At 75.0% G+C, this 19904-nt stretch carries 16 protein-coding genes and 1 pseudogene; 11 read left to right on the forward strand and 6 right to left on the reverse strand.

Annotated features, from left to right (window positions below; all coding sequences use genetic code 11):
- Positions 1-756 (forward strand): NAD(P)-dependent oxidoreductase (locus tag UG55_RS01045; protein WP_066061465.1); only part of this gene is annotated, 756 nt, incomplete at its 5' end.
- Positions 757-776: 20 nt separating this feature from the next.
- Here UG55_RS01045 and UG55_RS01050 read toward each other — a convergent pair.
- Positions 777-1769 (reverse strand): DUF2637 domain-containing protein, encoded by a 993-nt coding sequence (locus tag UG55_RS01050; protein ID WP_242423555.1) that lies wholly within the window; start codon positions 1767-1769, stop codon positions 777-779.
- 402 nt (positions 1770-2171) lie between these two features.
- On the opposite strand from UG55_RS01050, the gene UG55_RS01055 reads away from it, so the two are divergent.
- Complete coding sequence (locus tag UG55_RS01055) at positions 2172-3164, forward strand: ParA family protein (RefSeq protein WP_066061470.1); 993 nt, start codon at positions 2172-2174, stop codon at positions 3162-3164.
- Between the two features lie 352 nt (positions 3165-3516).
- The gene (locus UG55_RS01060; protein WP_242423556.1) at positions 3517-3681 is read left to right on the forward strand and encodes a CarD family transcriptional regulator; all 165 of its coding nucleotides are present in this window, start codon (positions 3517-3519) and stop codon (positions 3679-3681) included.
- 173 nt (positions 3682-3854) lie between these two features.
- Here UG55_RS01060 and larC read toward each other — a convergent pair whose 3' ends face one another.
- Positions 3855-5201 carry a nickel pincer cofactor biosynthesis protein LarC gene (gene larC / locus UG55_RS01065; protein WP_083986270.1) on the reverse strand — a complete coding sequence of 449 codons (1347 nt, stop codon included), beginning with the start codon at positions 5199-5201 and terminating at the stop codon, positions 3855-3857.
- Between the two features lie 204 nt (positions 5202-5405).
- On the reverse strand, positions 5406-6275 hold the full coding sequence (locus tag UG55_RS01070; protein ID WP_066061475.1) for an RICIN domain-containing protein: 870 nt from the start codon (positions 6273-6275) through the stop codon (positions 5406-5408).
- A gap of 234 nt (positions 6276-6509) precedes the next feature.
- On the opposite strand from UG55_RS01070, the gene UG55_RS28140 reads away from it, so the two are divergent.
- From UG55_RS28140 to UG55_RS01085, 3 genes are read left to right on the forward strand one after another with little or no spacing between them, the layout of a single operon-like run.
- The gene (locus UG55_RS28140; protein ID WP_066061478.1) at positions 6510-7502 is read left to right on the forward strand and encodes a hypothetical protein; all 993 of its coding nucleotides are present in this window, start codon (positions 6510-6512) and stop codon (positions 7500-7502) included.
- Positions 7503-7508: 6 nt separating this feature from the next.
- Positions 7509-8165 (forward strand): response regulator transcription factor, encoded by a 657-nt coding sequence (locus UG55_RS01080; RefSeq protein WP_066061481.1) that lies wholly within the window; start codon positions 7509-7511, stop codon positions 8163-8165.
- Complete coding sequence (locus tag UG55_RS01085; protein WP_066061484.1) at positions 8162-9604, forward strand: hypothetical protein; 1443 nt, start codon at positions 8162-8164, stop codon at positions 9602-9604. Before UG55_RS01080 ends, UG55_RS01085 begins: the two co-directional genes overlap by 4 nt.
- Here UG55_RS01085 and UG55_RS01090 read toward each other — a convergent pair.
- From UG55_RS01090 to UG55_RS30970, 3 genes and pseudogenes are all read right to left on the reverse strand, one after another.
- Positions 9568-10746 carry a sensor histidine kinase gene (locus UG55_RS01090; RefSeq protein WP_066061487.1) on the reverse strand — a complete coding sequence of 393 codons (1179 nt, stop codon included), beginning with the start codon at positions 10744-10746 and terminating at the stop codon, positions 9568-9570. The two genes, UG55_RS01085 and UG55_RS01090, sit on opposite strands and share 37 nt — an antisense overlap.
- A 59-nt stretch (positions 10747-10805) precedes the next feature.
- Positions 10806-14310: type VII secretion protein EccCb (gene eccCb / locus UG55_RS01095; RefSeq protein ID WP_242423557.1), on the reverse strand; the 3505-nt coding region annotated here is incomplete at its 5' end.
- Between the two features lies 1 nt (position 14311).
- A pseudogene (locus tag UG55_RS30970) lies at positions 14312-14903 on the reverse strand (hypothetical protein); the annotation flags it as partial.
- Between the two features lie 9 nt (positions 14904-14912).
- Between UG55_RS30970 and eccD the strand changes: the two are divergent.
- From eccD to UG55_RS01120, 5 genes are all read left to right on the forward strand, one after another.
- Positions 14913-16373: a type VII secretion integral membrane protein EccD gene (gene eccD, locus UG55_RS01100; RefSeq protein WP_242423558.1), complete on the forward strand. Its 1461-nt coding sequence runs from the start codon at positions 14913-14915 to the stop codon at positions 16371-16373.
- A 16-nt stretch (positions 16374-16389) separates the two neighbouring features.
- The gene (gene eccB / locus UG55_RS01105) at positions 16390-17820 is read left to right on the forward strand and encodes a type VII secretion protein EccB (RefSeq protein ID WP_066061495.1); all 1431 of its coding nucleotides are present in this window, start codon (positions 16390-16392) and stop codon (positions 17818-17820) included.
- A gap of 114 nt (positions 17821-17934) precedes the next feature.
- On the forward strand, positions 17935-18282 hold the full coding sequence (locus UG55_RS01110; RefSeq protein WP_128422802.1) for a WXG100 family type VII secretion target: 348 nt from the start codon (positions 17935-17937) through the stop codon (positions 18280-18282).
- A 40-nt stretch (positions 18283-18322) separates the two neighbouring features.
- Positions 18323-18622: a WXG100 family type VII secretion target gene (locus UG55_RS01115; protein WP_066061498.1), complete on the forward strand. Its 300-nt coding sequence runs from the start codon at positions 18323-18325 to the stop codon at positions 18620-18622.
- 100 nt (positions 18623-18722) lie between these two features.
- Positions 18723-19172: a hypothetical protein gene (locus tag UG55_RS01120; RefSeq protein WP_066061501.1), complete on the forward strand. Its 450-nt coding sequence runs from the start codon at positions 18723-18725 to the stop codon at positions 19170-19172.
- Positions 19173-19904 lie beyond the last annotated feature (732 nt).

A 19904-nucleotide genomic window follows, 5' to 3' on the forward strand; every position in this document is an offset into this window, starting at 1 on the left:
AGCAGCGTGCCCAGCCCGGCCGAGGCCGCGGCCGGCGCGGACGTCGTCTGCGTGTGCGTGGGAGCCGACGACGACGTCCGCGAGGTGCTCACCGGCCCGGCGGGGGCGCTCGGCGCGCTGCGTCCCGGCGCGACCATCGTCGATCACTCGACCACCTCCGCCGAGGTGGCGGTGGAGATCGCCGGGCGCGCCGCCGAGGTCGGGGTCGGGTTCGTCGACGCGCCCGTCTCCGGCGGGCAGGCCGGCGCCGAGTCCGGCCGGCTGAGCGTCATGTGCGGCGCCGAGCCGGCCGTGCTGGAGTCCGTGCGGCCGGTGCTGGCCGCGTACGGCGCCACCATCACCCGCATCGGGCCGGTGGGCAGCGGCCAGCTGACGAAGATGGTCAACCAGATCCTCGTCGCGGCGGCGATCGCGGGCGCCGCCGAGGCCGTCAACTTCGCGATGGCGGCCGGGCTGGACACCGATCTCGTCCTCGCCGCGGTCAGCGGCGGCGCCGCGAGCTCCTGGTACCTCAACAACCGCGGCCACACCATGGTCCGCGACGAGTTCGACTTCGGTTTCGCGGTCGACTGGATGCGCAAGGACCTGCGGATCTGCCTGGCCGAGGCGGCCCGGCGCGGAATCCCGCTGCCGTTCGCGACCCTGGCCGAGGCCGACTACGCCGCGGCGCAGGAGCGCGGCGACGGCGGCCTCGACGCCACGGCCGTCATCCGCCTGCGCCGGGACGAGACGCACCCACCCGACGGCACCGACTGACAGCACGCCGAGCCCGCGCGTTACCGGGTCGGGACGGTGAGGGACGGGCCGGGGGCCATGCCCCGGCGCCGACCGGGCCCACCCGCGGTGCCGCGCGGCGCCGGCACGGCCACCGCCAGCGGGCCGGTCTGCAGCCCGGCGTACCGGGTCTCCTTACGCACCTGGTAGACCCAGCTCTTGCTGACGGTCACGCCCCACCGGCCGAGCAGGGCCACCGCAGCGGTCGCCGAGCCGCCGGTCTCGTCCAGCGCGCGGATGATCGCCGCGCGTTTCACCGAGGGGTCGTTCGCGTCCAGCCCGGCCACCGGCGTGGGCCGAGGTGGGCTCCCGGCGCTCGCCCGCCGCTCTTCCCGGTCGCCGTCACCGCCGGCCGCAACGCCTTCCCCGCTCGCAACGCCTTCCCCGCTCGCATCGCTCGCATCGCTCGCATCGCTCGCATCGCTCGCATCGCTCGCACCGCTCGCACCGGTCGCGGCGGGGGCGGTGTGGCCTCCGTCGACCGGGGTGTCCGTGGCAGCTGTGCGGGCACCGGCAGGCGGGTGAACAGGAGCGGGGGAGTGCGCGGCGCCCGCCGTCGCCTCCGGTGCGGCCCGGCGGCGCTCGGGATGGATCTGCCGCATGAGCAGCTCGTAGGAGCCGAGGAGAGCCAGCGGCGGCCAGCCGGCGATGATCCGGGCGCTCACCGTCGGGTCGGCGTGCATCATGTTCGCCGCGAGCGAGGCGCAGGCCCCCGCCACCAGCAGCGTCCCGGACAGCCAGGACCTGCGCCGGCCGGCCCGCCGGTCACCGAGCATCGTCATGGACGCGGCGACGATCAGTCCGTCCACGCTGAACGGGAGGACGGTCGCCGTCATCGGGTCCTCGCCGTACTGCAGCGCCACTGCGCGCATGTGCCGGTAGGAGACGAAGGCCGCGACCGTCGCGACCGTCGCGACCGCGACCACGGTCGTGATTCGGATTGCCCGCTCGGACCGCCCCGCGGTCTGTCGAGGCGGCGCATTCTCGTCCAGCACGCCGATCACCTGGTCTCCGGCCGGTCCGTCGCGTCCCGCGCCGCTGCGTCGGCGCGAGAAGTTCTTGTCGCAAACCATGACACGCAGTACGGATGATGCGAAATCCGGGCTGGTTTACCCAACACTCTCGTGCCAGCCATGACCTGGTTACCGCCGCGCGGTAACCAGCCGCGCGCCGCGCGTCTCCGGCCGCGCCGTGAATCGGCCGTCCGCGCGCCGCGACCGGACGCTGACGGCCAGCTGCGTGACGAAACGGCCAGCTGCGTGACGCATCCGAAATCGGCCGTAATCTGCATGTCGACGGTGCATGCGGGTGCACCTGATGCCAGCTGGGCAGATGCCGGTCGGGCAGGTCGTCGGCCCACCGCCGAGGCCGCCGCGCGACCCGGGAGCGAGGAAGCCGTGAAGGTCGTGACGATCGCCAGCTACAAGGGCGGCGTGGGCAAGACGACGCTGACCGCGAACCTCGGCGCCGCCATCGCCCGCCTCGGCCGGCGCGTCCTGCTGGTGGACCTGGACCCACAGGCGAACCTGACCTTCACCTTCCACAGTGCCGAAAGCTGGCGGACGCAGCTCGCCGACCGGCGGCTGACCGTCAAGGCCTGGTTCGAGTCCTGGCGCCCGGACACCCCGCCGCCGCCGCTCGCGCGGTACGTCACCCGGCCGTCGGCCGCCGCCGCGGTCGTCGCCGAGGGCGGCGGGACCCTCGACCTGCTCGCCTCCCACCTGGCTCTCGGTGACATCGAGATGGCCCTCGTCGCCCGGCTCGGCGGGGCGCAGGCGCACCGGTCCACCCGGCACTACTTCGACGTCTACCAGCAGCTTGCGCTCGGGCTGGCCACCCTCTCCCCGTCGGACTACGACCTCGTGCTGCTGGACTGCCCGTCGCACTTCGGGGTTCTCACCCGCTCGGCCGTCGCGGCCTGTGACCATCTGCTGGTCCCGGCGCGGCCGGACAACCAGTCCGCCCTCGGGGTCGAGCACCTGATGGGGCGGCTGGGCCGCTTCGTCTGGGAGTACAACCGGGTCGCGGGGCTGCAGGCCGGCATCCACCAGGCGGTCAAGCCGCTGGAGCCGCTGCTGCTCGGGATCGTGTTGACCATGGTGCAGCACTACCGCGGCGCCCCGACCAGCTTCCTGCGCCCGCACATCGAACGCGCCGGTGGCCTTGGACTACCGGTGTTCACCTCGATGCTCCGCGTGAACAACCGCGGCTTCGCCGGCGCGGCCGCCGGTCTGCTGCCGGCGGTCCTCTCCCCGGACCTCACCCCCGAACTGGCCCGGGAGCTGATCGACCTCGTGGAGGAGTTCCTCACCCGGATCGCGGCGGCTGGCAGCGGAGCCGCCGGTGGCCGGGACGCCGCTGTGCCCGTGACGCCGGCCTGGATGGCCTGAGCGGGGCCGAACCAAGGCCGGCGGGGCCAGGCCCCGGTCAGTAGGAACTGACCGGGGCCTGGCCGGGGGCTGGCTCAGGCCGCGGGGCCGGCCGCGGGACGACCTGTGGGGCGCCGCCCCGCCGCCCCGCCGCCCCGCAGCCCCGCGGCGGGGTCGCGGGGGCCCGGGGCGATCCGCCGCGGGGGCGGGCGCGACGACGGCCCGCGGCCGCCCGGAGGCCCCCGGGACCGGCCCTGGGGGCATCCGCGGCGTGCTGCCGGCGCCGCCGGCGCCCGCAGGATGCATACTTGCGTTGATGAGCCAGTCAGCAGCTCCCAGACGCCATCTACCCACCAGTCCCTTCAAAGCCCCAGTGATCAGACCCTGCCCCCAGTTCGCCGAGGGCGATCGGGTCGTCCACGACGCACACGGTCTTGGGCGGGTCACCCGGGTCGAGGGCCAGAGCGCGGTCCTGGTGGACTTCGGTTCCCACCAGGAACGCATCGCGAGTCCGTTCGAGGGCATGTCCCACCTCTGACCCCCCTCGGCCCCCGGCATCGCCCCTCGCGATGCCTGGTACGTCCGTGCCCGGGGGCCTGAGGCGGGCGGGCCTGTGCGGCCGTCCCACGCGTCCGTGCGCATGCGGCGCGCGGCCCGGCCGCGCTGCGGCGCGGGATCCGGTCCGCGTGTCCCCTGAGCCCTGGTGCCCGCCTACGTCGTCGAATCCGTCCCCGAGCCCGAGCCCGAGCCTTCTGTGCCCGAGCCCGTCACCCAGCCCGTTCCTGTTCCGGCGCCCGGCTCCGTGCCGTGTGCCGGACCCGGCCCGGGTTCACCCAGCAGCGCGGCCGCACCGGACCGGGCCAGCTCCAGAACCACCTTCGGCGGCAGCCCGGAGGAATCGGCGGTCGCGAGCACGTCGTCATGCTCCGGCGCGACGTTCACGACGTCACCGCGCGACAGCGCGACCTTGACCCTGACCCGCCGGCCGGCGACCTCCACTGCCAGCTCGCGACGCGCCAGCGCGGACTTGGTGACGGTGTGCTCACGAACCCCGATCGAGGTCGTGTGGCGGAACACCACCTCACGCAGTCGTTCGACGTCACCCGGCTCGCACAGCACCGACAGGGTGTGTGCCGGGCGCCCCTTCTTCATCAGGATCGGGGTGAGCCAGGCGTCGACCGCGCCACCGGCGAGCAGCGCCGCCAGCGCCGACGGCCACAGCCGCGGGTCCAGATCGTCGACGTTCGCCTCCAGCACGACGTTGTCACCGCGCCGGGCGCCATGCGCGGCCGCCGCGCCGTCCGCCGCCGCGCCGGGCCGGCCGACGACGAGGCGGGTCACGTTCGGGTGCCCGTCGATCTCCCGCCCGCCGGCGCCCAGCCCCACGGCCGCCGGGCGCATGAGTGGCATCGCGCCGTAGCTGTCCGCGAGGGTCACGGCGAGGGCGACGCCGGTCGGCGTCGCGAGCTCCAGGTCGACCGGGCCGCCGGCCGCCGGCGCCCCACTGGCCCGCAGCAACTCCAGCGCGGCCGGCCCCGGGAGGGGGATCGCGCCGTGGGCGGCGCCTATTCGGCCGCCGCCCAGCCCGATCGGGCTGCACACCAGGCGCTCCACCCCCAGCGCGCGCAGGCCGGCGACGGCGCCGACCACATCCGTGATGCTGTCGAGGGCGCCGACCTCGTGGAAGTGCACCCGCTCCACCGGGTGACCATGCACGTGCGCCTCCGCGGCGGCCAGGGCTCGGAAGACGTCCGCGGCGCGGCGCCGCACGACCGGATCGAGGGCGGCGGCGTCCAGCAGGCCGAGAATGTCACGCAGGCCGCGCGAGACCGGATCCGGCGCGCACTGGACCAGTACCTGGGTGGCCCGTAGGCCGCCGCGGTGGACGGTCCGCGCCGCCAGCTGGACCTTGTCCGCCAGCCCGAGCGCGGCCACGGCGGCCCGCAGGACCTCGAGGTCCGCGCCGGCGTCCACACAGGCACCCAGAAGCATGTCGCCGCTGATGCCGGCGGTCGCGTCGAGCCAGCCGATCCTGCCCGTGGAGGTGTCACCCGTCATGGCTCCATCATGGTCGCCGGTGGCCGGGCTCCTCCTTCCGGATCACGCGGCCGGGATCCCGCCGGAACGCGTGCCGGCTCGCATCCGTCACGGGCAACCCGTGCGACGGGCAACCCGTGCTACGGCAACCCGTGCTACGGCAACCCGCGCACCGTGCCCGACCACGAGACCGCCCGCTCCCGAAGCCGGCGGTGAGCGTTCGGCTCAACCGGCCAGCGCGATCCGCTTCCACTTCATCTGGGAGTCCGACACGCAGGCTCGGGTGTAGGGATAGCCTCCGTCGGCACCCAGACACCATCCGGTCGGCTGGTTCACGAAACTGAACAGACCTCCGCCGAGATCGACGAGGCGCCATTTCTGGTACGCCCGGCCGTCCGCACAGGGCAGGACGTAGACGTGGCCGGCGTTGTTGCTGTCCAGACACATTCCGGTCGCCTTGTTGACCACCCAGGTCACGGCGCCGACGTACAGCCCCCACTGCTGGTCGGTGCCATAGCCGCAGTTGTGCGCGAACGCGTTGTACTGGGTGTCGCCGCCGAGGCACTTGCCGCTGGACTGGTTGACGAAGACGGCGCCGCCCGGTGGGGCCGGTGCTGGCGCCGCCTTCGAGGTCGCGGGTGGGGCCGCCGCCGGTGGCGCGGCAGCCGGCGCCGCTGTCGGCGCCGCCGCGGGTGCCAGCGCCGCCCGCGGCGCGGTGGTGTTGCCGGCAGCCGGTGCGCTACCCACCGATGACGCGCCACCGGCTGCTCGCGTGCCGCCGGTGGCCGGAACACCGCCCGCTGGTCGCGCGCCGGCTGCCGGTGCGTCCGCGGCGGCGCTGTCAGCGGGCCGTGGCGTGAGCGGGGCGATGTCGACCCCGCCCGGCCAGGTGCCCGGCGCCACCGGCTGGCGGCCCGCCGCGTCCGACGGTGTGCTCCGCGAGGCGAGCCGGGCCGGGTCCTGCCAGGAGTAGTACGACTTTGTGCCGTGTGCCGCCGCCGCACCGACAACGACCGATGCCCCCAGCAGTGTGCACACGAACAACCCCGTCAGCTGCCAGCGCCGGAGTCCGGCGGCACGTCCCAGGGCTGGCATGGTTCATCTCCTCATCCGACGCCGTCCGGCCGCGCGCTGCCTTATATTGTCCCGATTGGCACGCGATGCTATTGGACCATTCTTTGGGGGCGGGTTAACGTGGCGCAAACAAAGCTAATACGGCGCCTCGTCTCACTGTCTCCGAGGTGAACACCCGATGAAGATTCCGAGTTGTCTCGCTGAATGCCGCCGAAATGCGGGTCGGCGCGGTGTCGGCACCCCGGCGGGCCTGCCGTGAGCGGCCACGCGACGCGGCGGAACAGCACACCGCCCACCGGCCAGCCCGATGTCACAGCGGTCCCGGCGGGCTGGTGGGTGCGGCCCGCGGGGAGTGGCGCCGCCGACCCCATGGACCCGGCCTTCGCCGCGTTGCCCGACCCCGACGGTGCGACAACCGTGATCGTCGGAGCCGCGGGCGGGCCACCGCCACCCGCCTCCGCGGTCGCGGCCTTCCTCCTGGCCATGGCGCCAGCTCGTCAGGACGACGTGATCGTCGCGCTCTACGGGCGCGGGCTGGCCGGCGAGCGGGCACTGCCGGGTCAGCTCGCCGAACTGACCGGCCGGGCGGTGCTCGCCCAGCACGGTCTGCTGCTGACCGGCCCGGACGGCGCCGCGCAGGTCGTCGCGATCGACGGCCCGGCCGCCTCGGCCTGGTGTCCGTTCGTGCAGCACTGCCTGCACGTTCCCGGGACGAGTCCCACCGTGATCCGCTGGCACGATCCGGCGCCCGGCCTCCGGGGCCTGGGCGCGGGGGACTACCGGCTGGCGGGGGACTGGGTGGTGCGACTGGTGCCCGCCGGGCTCGTGCTGCGGCAGGAGGGGGCACCGCCGAACACGGCACTGGACGCCGCGGCCTTCGACCCCGCCCGGCTCGACCTGATCGTGGATCATCCGCGTGGCGAGCTGCCGGACGGGGTGCTCGCCGCGCTCGGCCGGCTGGCGGACGCGTTGCCCCGGCCGGCACGTCGCCGGTTGCGGGTCGTCCTGCCACCGGGCACCGCGGAGGCTGAGGCGCTCCGGATGCGGTGGGCGGTGCCGGCGCCCCAGCACATCCGGCGCGCGGCGGGGGGCGGGGGCTCGGCCGTGGGCGGAGGCGGGGGCTCGGCCGTGGGCCGCGGCCCGGGCGGCACCGGCCCTCGCCCGGTCGTGCCGGCGACCGCGCTCGCGGTCACGGCCGCCGGCCGGATGCGCCTGGTCGACCCCGCCGCCAGCCGGCCGTCCGGGTAGCCGGCCGTGCGGGTGGCTGTCGCGGAGGACGCCGCTCTCTTCCGGGAGGGCCTCGTGCTGTTGTTGACGACCGCGGGCCACGAGGTGGTCGCGGCCGCCCCGGACGGCGACCGGCTGCTGGCGTTGCTCGCGCGGGATCCGGTCGACGTGGCGATCCTCGACATTCGAATGCCGCCGGGTGACGAGGGCGGGCTCACCACCGCGCGCCGGGTCCGGGAACTGCACCCCGGGACGGGGCTGCTGCTGCTGTCCCATCACGCCGAGGGCCACTATCTGAACCGCCTGCTCACTCTCGGAACCGAGCGTGTCGGCTATCGCCTCAAGGACCGGGTCGCCGGCCTGCAGGTGCTCACCGACACGATCAGCCGGATCGCGGCCGGCGAGCTGGTGATCGAGCCGGTGCTGGCCAGGCAGCTGGTCGAGCGCCGGACCCCGCGGGCCCGCCCGCTCGCCGCGCTGACCGAACGGGAGCTGGACGTGCTGCGGCTCATGGCCGAGGGCCGATCCAACACCGGCATCGCGGCCGCGCTGGTCCTGTCCGGCAAGGCGGTCGAGAAACACATCGCGGGCATCTTCCAGAAGCTCGGCCTTCCGCCGGACTCCACCGCACACCACCGGCGGGTCCTCGCCGTGCTCACCTACCTGGGGGTCGGCGCGTCGTGACCGCGCTCGGAAGGGTGCCGCGCGCCCGGGATCCGTGGCGCGTACTCGCGGAGGAGGTCTCGCCGCTGCCGCCCGGCACGCCGGTGCGTCGGATGTTGTTGCCACTGGTCACGAACCTGGCCCTCGCGGCGGGCGGCGGGGATGTGGCGCTGTGGGTGCCGAGCCACTCCCCCCTCGCGGGCGCAGCACTGGAGACGGGCGCCGCCCCGACGGGCTGGCTGTGCCTCGTACGCGGTCCGGGCGGTCCGGGTGGTCCGGGTGTCCCCGCGGATCCCGCGGATCCCGCGGATCCCGCGGATCCCGCGGATCCCGCGGACCCGGCGGGGCGGGCCGGCGGCCCGTGGGAGGGCACGGTGCGCTCTGACCCCGTGGCTGCGCCGGGCACCCGGCTTCTCCTGCGCCTGGTGGACGGTCCCGAGGTCCTCGCCGCCGTCACCCTCACCAGCCCCGCGTCGCCCGCGCCGGATGTGCCGGATGTGCCGGATATGCCGACCGCGCCGCCCGTTTCACCGGCGCCGGACGTGCCGTTCGCGCGCGACGACGGGACGTCGGGTGCCACCGGCGACTGCCTCCTGCTGGTTCTGCGCGAGCTGCGCCTGGAACGGGCCACGCGGGCCGCGTGTGCCCGGGCCGACCGGCTCACCTCCAGGGCGGACTGGCTGGCCGACGAACTCGCCCGGGTGGTGGACGCGGAGCGCCGTCGGCTGTCGGCCACGATCCTCGCCGGCCCCGCCGAGGCACTGACCGAGGTACGACTGTGCTGGCAGGAGCTCCTGGTGGCCACCCGCGCGGACGACGGCGCCGGCGGCCTGCCCGGCGCGGGCGCGGACCGCGCGGTTCCCCATGAGGCGATCGAGGCACTCCGGCGGATGCGGGCGTCCCTCGACCACCTGGTCGACGACTTCCGGTCTGTCGTGTGCTCGGTCGCGCCGAGAACGCTGCGCGCGGAGGGCCCGGTGGCGGCGCTGGCCAGCCTGGCCGGCCAGCTGCCCCGTGGGGTGCGGATCGTCGGCGACCTCGGCCGGCGCGTCGGCTGGGAGGTCGAGGCCGGCATCTACCATCCGGCCGCCGCGGCCCTCGCGCTGGCGGCGACTCCCGGGGACGGTGGGGCTCCGGGCGGCCCGGGCGCGGACCTGATCGTGACCTGCACGAGAGCCGGTGGCTGTCTCGTCGTCCGGATACGGGATCCCGATCCCGGTCCACCGGGCCGCCTGTGGGCCGGACTCGCGCAGGACGCGCGGCGGCTGGTGGCGCTGGGCGGCGGGCTGCGGCACGAGACCGGCGCCGACGGCGCCAACGTCGTCGAGATCTGGCTGCCGGAGAGGCTCGTCGCCGGGACGGACGTTCCGGTGGGCGTTCCCGCGGCGGCCGGGCTCAGCGCCCGCTGGGGCTCAGCGCCCGCTCAGATCGGCACCGCGCCGGTGAGCGTGGCACCGTGACCGGGCTCGGAGCGCACCCGCAGTGAACCGCCCACCGACTCCAGCCGGGCTCGCAGGGAGCCGAGTGCCGCCCCGGGATCGTCGGCCAGGCCGGGACCGTCGTCCGTCACGGTGAACGACAGACCGTGGTAGGTGTCCTGGAGCCGGACCCGGACCGCCGCGCCCGGGGCGTGCTTCTGCGCGTTGCTCACCGCCTCCAGACAGGCGAGGTAGACGGCGCGTTCGACCGCGGCCGGGTAGCGGCGCGCCCGCACCCCCGCGGCGACCTCAAGGGTGACATCCCGGGTTCCGCGCAGCCCGGCCTGCAGCGCGGCGGCGAGGCCGGCGCTTCGCAGCGGCGCGGGTGCGACGCCGGACGCCGTCTCGGCCAGCAGCCGCCGGGTGCGGCGCAGGCGGTCACCGAGCTCGGCGGCGGCCTCGGCCCGGGCACGGGGGTCGGTGCCGCCGGTCGACAACTGGTGTTCGAGGAGGGCGCAGGCCATCTGCAGCGACACCAGGTGAAGCTGCGCTCCGTCGTGCAGATCCCGCTCGAGCGCGTGGCGCTCGCTCTCCAGCAGGGACGCCGCCCGGTGGCGCGCGTCCGCGATGCTTTCGCGGGCGGCGCCGGCGCGGGTGCGGGCCGCGCCCAGTTGGCTGGTCAGGGCGGCCGTCACGAGCACCCCGCCGAGCACGGAGGCCACGGCCGCGACCGCCGTCTCGGCCGCGACCACCCGCTCCGCCTGGTCGGGCGCGGCGGGGAGCTCGACCGAGAGTTCGCCGACCTGCGTCCCGCGGTGCCGGACGACACGGCTGAGGTGGACCGCCGCCGTGGCCGCAGGCGCGGGGCCGTCGGTGTCGACCTGATCGGGCGAGCCGCCGGATTCGGACGCCGACCAGCTGTGGCCCGGGGCGTCGGGCACGTCCGCGAGCCGGATCGTCACCCGCCGGGCCCGCAGATCCCGCCCGACCAGCCGGGCGATCTCGGTCAGCCCGCCGCTTCCGGGCCCGCCGGGGGAGAGCCGCGCGGCCAGCGCCAGGACCCGGGCCGGCAGGTTTGCCGCGGCAGGGGCGGCAGCGGAGGAAGACGCGGTGGGGGGACGGACCGGCGCGGACGGGGGACCAGCGGACGGGGGACCAGGAGAAGGATCGACTGGCCGGGTCATGCACCCTCCCTGGACGGCCCAGCGGCCGGTGGGCCACCGGCACCGCCGAGACTGTAGTGTCACCCGCCGCCGCCGGGCGTGTCGGCCGGCTCACCAGCCGGCGCGACGAGACCGGTCTGGATGAGCTGGCTGCCCCGCCGGGTGCAGAGCAGTGCCCGGCCCGGGGGCATGATCCGGGGGCGTGCGCCGCCGAGCAGCGGGCCTTCGCCGCGGGGGCAGGAGAGGGCGATGTCCGGGGTGTTGAGCTCCTGCAGCCGGCGCAGCAGCGGGTCCATCGACATCCGCATGACGCCGGAGGCCGCTCGGGCCAGCACGACGTGCAGACCGATGTCGCCGCCCTGTGGCAGCACCCGCACCAGCCGGGCCATCGGGTTCTCGTGTCCCGCCAGCAGGTCGTAGTCGTCGACCAGCACGAAGAGCACCGGTCCCGACCACCAGTCCCCGGCGCGCAGCCGTTCCGGGGTGATGTCCGCGCCGGGCAGCCGGGGAGCGAGCCCGCCGAGGGCGTCCCGGACGGCGGCCTCGGTGGTGTCCGCCGACATCGCGTTGCCCAGCCGGTACTGCGGCGGGATGTCGTCGAAGAGCCGGCGGCGGTAGTCGACCGCGAGGATGCGCGCCTGCGCCGGGGAGAAGCGGGTGACGACGGCCCGGGCGATGAGCCGCAGCAGGTTCGTCTTTCCGCTCTCGTCGTCGCCGAGCACGGTGAGATGCGGGTGGGTGGCGAAGTTGTGCCACACCGGTTCCAGCCGATGCTCGTCGACGCCGAGGGCGACCCGCAGGCCGCGGGCGGGCGCCGGCAGCCGTTCGGGGGCGGGTAGCTGTTCGGCAGGCAGCGCCGACGGCAGTGCGCGCACCGCCCGCACCCGCGGCCCGGGCCAGCTGTCCTCGACCGCCGAGACGAGGTGGCGGGTGGCGGCGACCAGGTTGTCGGTGCCGCTGACGCCGTCGATCCGCGGCAGCGCGGCGATGAAGTGCAGTTTGTCCTGGGTGAGGCCGTGCCCGGCGATGCGCGGGACGGCGGCCGCGGCCCGCAGGTCGATACCGGACTCGACCGGGTCGCCGAGCCGCAGCTCCAGCCGGGTGCCGATCCTGTCCCGCATCGTGTGGTGCACCTCCGACCAGCGGCCGGCGCTCAGCATCAGGTGCACGCCGTAGTTGAGGCCGCCCCCGGCGAGCTCCCGCACCTGTTCCTCGGCCTGCTCGAACTCCTGGCGCAGGGTGGACCAGCCGTCCACGACGAGGAAGAGCTCGCCGAACTCCTCCGTCGGCACCCGGCCGGCGGCCACGGCCTCGCGGTAGGCGGGCATCCCGGAGATGCCGAGCTCGGCGAACCGGCTCTCCCGGTCGCGGAGCACGCCGAGGACCTCGGCGACGGTCCGCTTGACCCGATCCGGGTCCTGCCGGCCGGTCACCCCGCCGACGTGCGGCAGGTCGGCGAGGCCGGCCAGGGAACCACCGCCGAAGTCCAGGCAGTAGAACTGCACCTCGCGGGGGGAGTGGGTGAGGGCCAGCGCGGCGATCAGCGCGCGCAGCAGGGTGCTCTTCCCGCTCTGCGGGCCGCCGGCGACACCGAGGTGGCCGCCCGCCCCGGACAGGTCGAGGACGAGCAGGTCGCGCAGCTGCTCGAACGGCTTGTCGATGACGCCGGCCGGTATCCGCAGCCAGTGGGCGGCGCCGGTGTCGTCGAGGGCCCGCAGGCCGTGCTCCGGGTCCGGGAGCAGCGGCGGGAGCACCTCGTCGAGGCTCGGCGGATGCTCCAGCGGCGGCAGCCACACCCGGTGGGCCGGCGGCCCGGCGTCCACCAGCCGGTCGACGAGCACCGCCAGCATCGTGGTCGGCTCGGAGCCGTCGGCCGGTTCGTCGCCCGCCGGCTGTTCGCGCACGACGACCGGCGCGTAGGCGGTGTCATAGCGCAGGACCTGGCTCTCGACGATCTCCTGCCGGATCCGGGTGGAGCGCCGCCGGTAGGTCCCCGAGACGTACGCGGCGCGGAAGCGGGTGATCGTGGCGACGTCGGAGCGCAGGTAGCCGCTGCCCGGCTGCGGCGGCAGCTCGTAGGCGTCCGGCACCCCGATCACCGCCCGGGACTCCATCGCCGAGAAGGTCCGCAGCACCAGCCGGTAGGACAGGTGCCCCTCCAGCTGGTGGATGCGGCCCTCGTCGAGGCGCTGCGAGGCGAGCAGCAGGTGCACGGCCAGCGACCGCCCGAGCCGGCCGATCATCACGAACAGGTCGACGAAGTCCGCGTGCGCGGCGATCAGCTCGCTGAATTCGTCGATGACCACGAACAGCGTCGGCAGCGGGTCGAGCGGCCGGCCCTGGGCGCGGGCCTGCTCGTAGTCGCGTACCGAGCTGAAGCCCCCGGCGCTGCGCAGCAGTTCCTGCCGGCGGACCAGCTCCCCGTGCAGCGCGTCGCGCATCCGGTCCACCAGCGCGGCCTCGTCGGCCAGGTTCGTGATCGTCGCCGAGACGTGCGGCAGCCGGTCCAGGCCGGTGAACGTCGCACCGCCCTTGAAATCGACGAGGACGAAGTTGAGCGTCTCGGACGAATGGGTCGCGGCGAGGGCGAGGACCAGGGTGCGCAGCAGCTCGCTCTTGCCGGAGCCGGTGGCGCCGATCAGCATCCCGTGCGGGCCCATCCCGTCCTCGGCGGACTCCTTGATGTCCAGTTCGATCGGCGAGCCGTCGGCGGCGACCCCGATCGGCACCCGCAGCCGGCCGGGGCCACCGGCGTCGGTGGCCAGCCACCGGGCCGCCGGGTCGAAGTGCTCCAGGTCACCGAGCCCGAGCAGGTCCGGCAGCTCGACGGTGCGGGCCAGCCCGCCGGCGGCCGGTTCGGCGCTCTCCCCGGCGCTGTTGCGGGCGGTCAGCCGGGCCAGCGCCGTCGCCCGGATCAGGGAGAGGTGGTCGGGGGCGCACAGTTCCCGGCGCACCTCCCGGCCGACCCGGTCCCGTTCCAGGATGTCGACGCCGTCGTCGGTGAGGTCGAGGTGCAGCAGGTGGCGGGCGGCGCCGCCGGTGCCCCCGGCGTGGCCGTCGAGGTCGACGAGCACCGCGTTGCGGTACCCCGAGACGAGGAAACGGGCGCCGGGGGAGATGCGCCCGCCGTCGCAGACGACCACGACGAACGGCTCGGCCTGGGACGGCGTCGCGCCGTCCTCGAACCGGGCCCGTTCGCCGAAGGCCCGACCGAGCAGCCGTTCGACGTCGTCCAGGGAACCGCCGACCAGCCGCACCGGCCCGGCGGCGTCCCGGTCGACCGGATGCTGGGCGTGCGGCAGCCATTTCACCCAGGCCCACCGGTGGGCGTGCTCGGCCGAGGTCGCGACGGCGATCTGCAGCTCGTCCGGCGCGTGGAAGGCGGCGAGCTGGGCCAGCAGGGCGCGCACCAGGCCGAGTACCGCGTCGGCCGGCCCGTCCACCCGCACCCGCGCGAAGCCGCGGACGAACAGCGCGACCGGCTGGCCGGAAATGGTGGTGTAGGCGCGGACGAAGCGGCGCAGCGCCTTCGCCGACACCGGTTCCAGATCCTCCACCGGGCTGCTCTGGATGGGTGTCATCCGTNCCGCGAGCCGTTGTGGGCCGGTGCCGAGCCGCACCTCGCCGAAGTCGGGATGGGCGGGCCGGCGTTCCCACAGCCGGCTGGTCATCACCAGCGACCACAGAGACTCCGGCTCCGGATGCCGCCAGCTCAGGGCCTCCCGCTGGCGCTGGGCGTAGTCCCGCACCTGCCGCCGGGTGCGGGAGAGGTAGCGCAGGTAGTCCCGGCGCTCGCCGCCGATCTTCTGGCGCCGGTCGCCGCTCTGGGTCAGCAGGTAGCCGGCGCTCATGCCGAGCGTGCCGAGGCCCATCACGGCCATCATCGCCATGCCCAGCGGACCCGACATCGAGCGGCCCATGAAGGTCATGAAGAAGAGCATCATCCCGGCGGACATGAGCACCGCGGGCACGATCAGCGCGAGCTGCTGCAGCCCCTGGCGCTGAACCTCGGGGACGGCCGGCGGTTCCTGCAGGGAGATGTCGCCGTGGGGCATCTCGGGACCGACGCGGCGGGCGGGGCGGCGGAACGCGACCGTGGCCATACCGCGGACACGGCCACGGGGCGGGCCCCGGTTGCGCCGCGGCACCGATCCGGCCGCGAATGTGACGTGAGTCATATTCGGTGAGTGCCACTGAACCCGGTCGTCGCCGCGGGCCGTGGCGGGGATGTGGGACAGACCAGCCTCGAGGTGTGCCGCCTCGTCATCGTCGGGCCGACCAGCCAGGTCGACCTGGCGGTGCCCACCCAGGTGCCGCTGGCCGACCTGATGCCCGCGCTGTTGAACAGCCTCGGCCGGGACCTCGCCGACCAGGGGCTGGAGCACGGCGGCTGGGTGATCCAGCCCCTCGGTGCCGCCCCGCTGGACGAGGACCGGACGGTCACCGACCACAGCCTGCTCGACGGGGACACCCTGTACCTGCGGCCGCGTTCGGATCAGCTGCCCCCGCTCGACTTCGACGACCTGATCGACGGTGTCGCCACCGGGATGCGGACCCGCGCGGGCCGCTGGCGGCCGCGGACCACCCGGGTCACCGGGCTGGTCACGCTGGCCGGGCTGCTCGTCGCCCTGCTCGCCGTGCCGCCGCTGAGCGGGCGGGGAGGTGGCGGGGCCGCCGGCCACGGCTGGGCCGCACCGCTCGCGGTGGTGGCGACCATCCTGTTCGCGCTCACCTGCGTGGTCGGGCGGACCACCCGCGACGACCCCCTCACCGTGATCGTCGGGATCGCGACGGTGGCCGGTGCGGTGGAGTGCGCGGTGCTCGCCGTGCTCGACACCCCGACCCGGCGCGGCGACCCGGAGCTCGCGGCCCTGGTCCTGGCCGGCACGGTGGTCGGCCTGCTGGTCGCCCTGCTGCTGCCGCTTGCGGCCCGCGGTCCCGACGCGCTGCTGCGGCTGGCCGCCGGCCCGCTCACCGTGGCGGCGGCCGCCTTCCTCGCCGTCTGGGTGCACTCCACCGCCGGGCTCACCTGGACGGCAGTCGCGGCGATCCTGCTGGTGGCGACGGTGGCCGTGCGGCCGGGGGTGCCGATGGCGGGATTCAAACTGGCGGGGATGGCGCTGCCGCCGGTCCCGGTCGAGCCGGACGAGCTGCAGGACGACATCGACCCGGAGCCCGGCCCGCTGGTCCTCGCGCGCACGGCCGCCGCGGACCGGCACATGACGGTGCTGCACCTGGCCTGCGGTCTCGTGGGCGGGGTCGCCCTCGGCGTGCTCGCGACCGCGCCGGGCTGGGTGGCGCCGACCCTGGCCGCGCTGGCCGCGGGCGCGCAGCTGCTCGCGCTGCGGCCGATGACCAGCGCATGGCACCGGTTCGCCCTCGGGATCCCCGCCGGCGGCGGGCTGCTCGCCGTCGTGCTGGCCCTGGTGCCAGGGCCGGGCGCCGCCGGTGATCAGCTGGCGCTGTGGCTCCTGCTGGGGCTCGTGCTGGTCTGCGTGGCGCTCGTCCCGGTACTCGCGCGCCGCCGGATCACCCCGATCTGGGGTCGCGTCGGCGACTGGGCGCATGTCTGCGCCCTGGTCGCGGCGGTGCCCCTGGTCGCCTCCGTGCTCGGCGGGATCTCCTGGGTCCGCTCGGTGGTGGGCTGACCGGTGGTGAGCTGACATGCAGTCCCGACGCGATCAGGTCAACGCGCAGCGCAACCTGGCGGCCAGGCTCACCTGCGCGCTGGTCCGGGCCGATCCGGACGCGCTGGAGTCACCCACCCGCCGTGACCTGCGCGGACTCGCCGGCGGGGCACTGCTCACGCTGCTCGTTCTCCTCGGCGTCGCGGGCTGGGCCCTGCTGTTCTCCGGTGGGTCGACGGCCTGGCGGCAGCCCGGTGCGCTCGTCATCGACAGCTCCAGCGGAGCCAGCTTCGTCTACGTCGGCGGGGTGCTCCGGCCGGTGCGCAACGCCGCGTCCGCGCGGCTGCTCGTCGAGGGACCGGTCGATCCGGTGGTCGTCTCCGCCGACCGCATCGCGGATGTCCCCCGCGGGGCGCCGATCGGGATCCCGGACGGACCCGAGCTGCTGCCCACGGCCGAGCGGCTGAACACGGGTGTGTGGCGGGCCTGCGCCGGGACGGCGGCCGGTGCCGAGGCGACGGCTGGTGCCGAGGCGGCGATCACGCTGGAGATCGGATCCCCGCCCGCCGCCGACCGACCGGGCGCAGACGAGGCGGTCCTGGTCGCCGCCGACGGGCGGCAGTACCTGCTCTGGCGCGGCCGGCGGCACCCGCTCACCCGGCCGTGGACCGCGGACGTGCTCGGCTACGGCGGCGCGCCACCGGTGGAGGTGCCCCCGCGGTGGTTGGAACTGCTGCCCACCGGCCCCGACCTCGCCCCGCCGCCGGTCGCCGGCCGCGGGACACCCGGACCGGCCGTCGGAGCCCGCCCGGCCGCCGTCGGCGGGCTGTTCGCGGTACAGGCCGGCGGGGAACCCGCGTACTACCTGCTGCTGCCCGAAGGGCTCGCCCCGCTCACTCCCGTGCAGCTCGCGCTGGTACTGGGTGAGGCCGGCGGGGAAACCGGGGCCGCGGGTGCGGAGGTGGCCCGTCAGATCTCGCCGGCCGACCTGGTCGCCGCCCCTCACACCGTCCTGGCGGCACCGCAACGCCAGCTGCCCGCCCGCCCGCCACGACTGGCCGAGCCAGCCGCGACGAACGCGGTCTGTGTCGAATCACCCGGTGTCCCGCCCGTGCCGCCTGCGCCGGCGCGGGTGGACGGAAGGCCGGTGCCCCGGTCGGCCGCCGCCAGCGACACGGTGCTCGACCTGGTGTTCGCGCCGCCGGCGCCGGCACCGGGCCCGCGGCTGCCCACGGGCACGGCGGTCCAGGTGCGCTCCGACGGCGGGGCGCTGCTGGTACCCGACGCGGACCTGCCGGCGAAGGACCAGCCGGCGCTGCTCGTCGACGGCAGCGGTACGGCCTTCACGCTCACCCCCGACGCCGTCGAGGCACTGGGCTACGCACCCGAGCGGGCGCTCGCCGTCCCCCAGGTCCTGCCGCTGCTGCTGGGCCGGGGGCCGCCGCTGGACGTGCTGGCTGCGCGGTGAGCCGCCGGCCGCGCCGCGGGCTGTCCGCGGGCCGCGCCGCCCCGTCTGATCCACCGATCTCCCACGCACCGGTCTCCCCGACGCACCGATCCGCCGATCTCCAGGAGGTAACCCGTGGCGCAACCACAGCTCGTCGCTGACGAGGTCACGACCGTGGCCATGATCAGGGCGTTCGACACCACCCAGGACGAGTGCCAGGCCATCCAGAACGCGGTCGACAGCGCGGCGATCCTGCTCGCCCAGGGCTGGAGCGGCCTCGCCGCGAACAAGTACCGGGACGCGATCAACCAGTGGCAGCAGGGCTTCAACAAGGTCCGGCAGGGGCTCAACCTGCTCAACGAGTCCATGGCCGGCTACGCCAACATCACGAAGACCACCGAGGACAACAACCTCATGATCGGCTCCAGCTGGGCCCAGGGGCTCACCGAGCCAACGACCCAGACCCAGACCCAGAGCCGCTGACGGCAACGGCGACGGCAACGAGGACGAGGACGAGGACGACATGGCTGCCACCTACCGCTTCAGCCCGAACGGCGCACTCGACACCATCGACGAACTGACCTTCGTGACGGCCAAGCTCAGGGAGTCACTGGACGCGCTGACCGGCCAGGTGAACCTGTTCATCACGGCCAACGAGGGCTCCGCCCCGACGAGCTACGCCGAAGCGCAGACCCTCTGGAACCAGGGCCACCAGGAGATGGACAACTCGCTCCGGTTCGGCTCCGACCGCCTCCGGCAGATCCTGGACGAATACGTGATCGGCGACCGGCGGGGCGCCCAGGTGTTCGGCCGGTCGATCTGACCGCCCGCCCGACCGCTCGGCCGGGCCACGTCGCACCCCCTCCTGCGCGGCGTGCGTCCCGGCCGGGCCCATCCGACCCGTCAGCCGGGAGGTCAGAGCCGTGGTAGAGCGTTGGACGATCGAGGTCACCGAGCAGACACTCCAGAGTCTGCGCAAGGAGTACGAAGGGCTGCTCGCGGAGATCGGGGACCGCCTGGCCACCCACGCCTGGAGCAGCGGCGCGCCCGCGCTTTCCCTCCGCCGGCCGTTTCCCCTCTGGCTCGGCGGCGCGCAGTTCACCGAGGCGGTGGAGCTCGCCTCCGCCCTCGGGGACCTGCGTGAACAGATCGTTGGCCGGGTGAGCTCGACCTACTCGAACACCTCCAGTCTGTACTGGGGCCTGGAGTTCCTGCTGACCGACAGCGAGGCGGTCGAGGAGCTCAGCACGCTGACTGCGGCCGAGTTCGAGGCCTTCATCCCGATCGGCGGCGCGCAGCCGACGGGCGGCGGTGCGGGCGGCGGTGCGGGCGGCGGCTCGGGGGCCGGCTCGGGGCCCGGGCCGGGGGTCTGACCCATGGCGGGCCCGAACAGGACAGGCCAGATCGAGGACGTGCTGCGGACGATCCTCGGCTACACCCTCGGCTCCGGCAGCACCGGAGCAGCCACCGCGCCCGCGGGCGGCGGCCAGGGCGCGGCGCCGGCGCCCCCCGCCTCCGCCACCGGGCTGGACGACTCGCTGCGGCCGGAGAACGTGCGCTCCGCCGGCCCGCCCTGGTTGATCCCCGAGCCCCGCCGGGAGAAGTACGCCGTCCTCGGGCGCACGAAGCCGCCTTTTCCCGCGGAGGCGATGACCTTCTGGCGCTGGATGTCCGCCGACAGCTCGTCGAACATCGAGTGGCTCACCGTCTGGGTGGGGAAGAAGAACAGCACCGCGCCCGCCACCGGCAACTCCATGGGCACGCAGGTCGAGGCGACCGACAGTCCCCTGGCGAAGGTGGGCGCGGCCTGGCTCGCGGTGGCCAGGCAGCTCCCCAAGCTGGCAGGCCCGGACACGACGTTCGACCCGAAGACACTGCGGAACGTGCAGCTGGTGCTCGGCGCGGTCGGGGTGTGGGCCGGTTCCGTGCGTCACAGGCTGCTGGACGACCTCACCGGCGTCGAGACGAAGGCGTTCAAGCTCCAGGGGATGGCCGCCGAGGCCCTGGCCGACCGGATCGCGGAGACCGCCCGCAGCCTCGACGAGCTACCGGAACGGGCCAGGACCTGGGAGCGGCCGCTGACCACGGCGATCAACAGCGCGCAG

The organism is Frankia sp. EI5c (assembly GCF_001636565.1).
GTDB lineage: Bacteria > Actinomycetota > Actinomycetes > Frankiales > Frankiaceae > Parafrankia.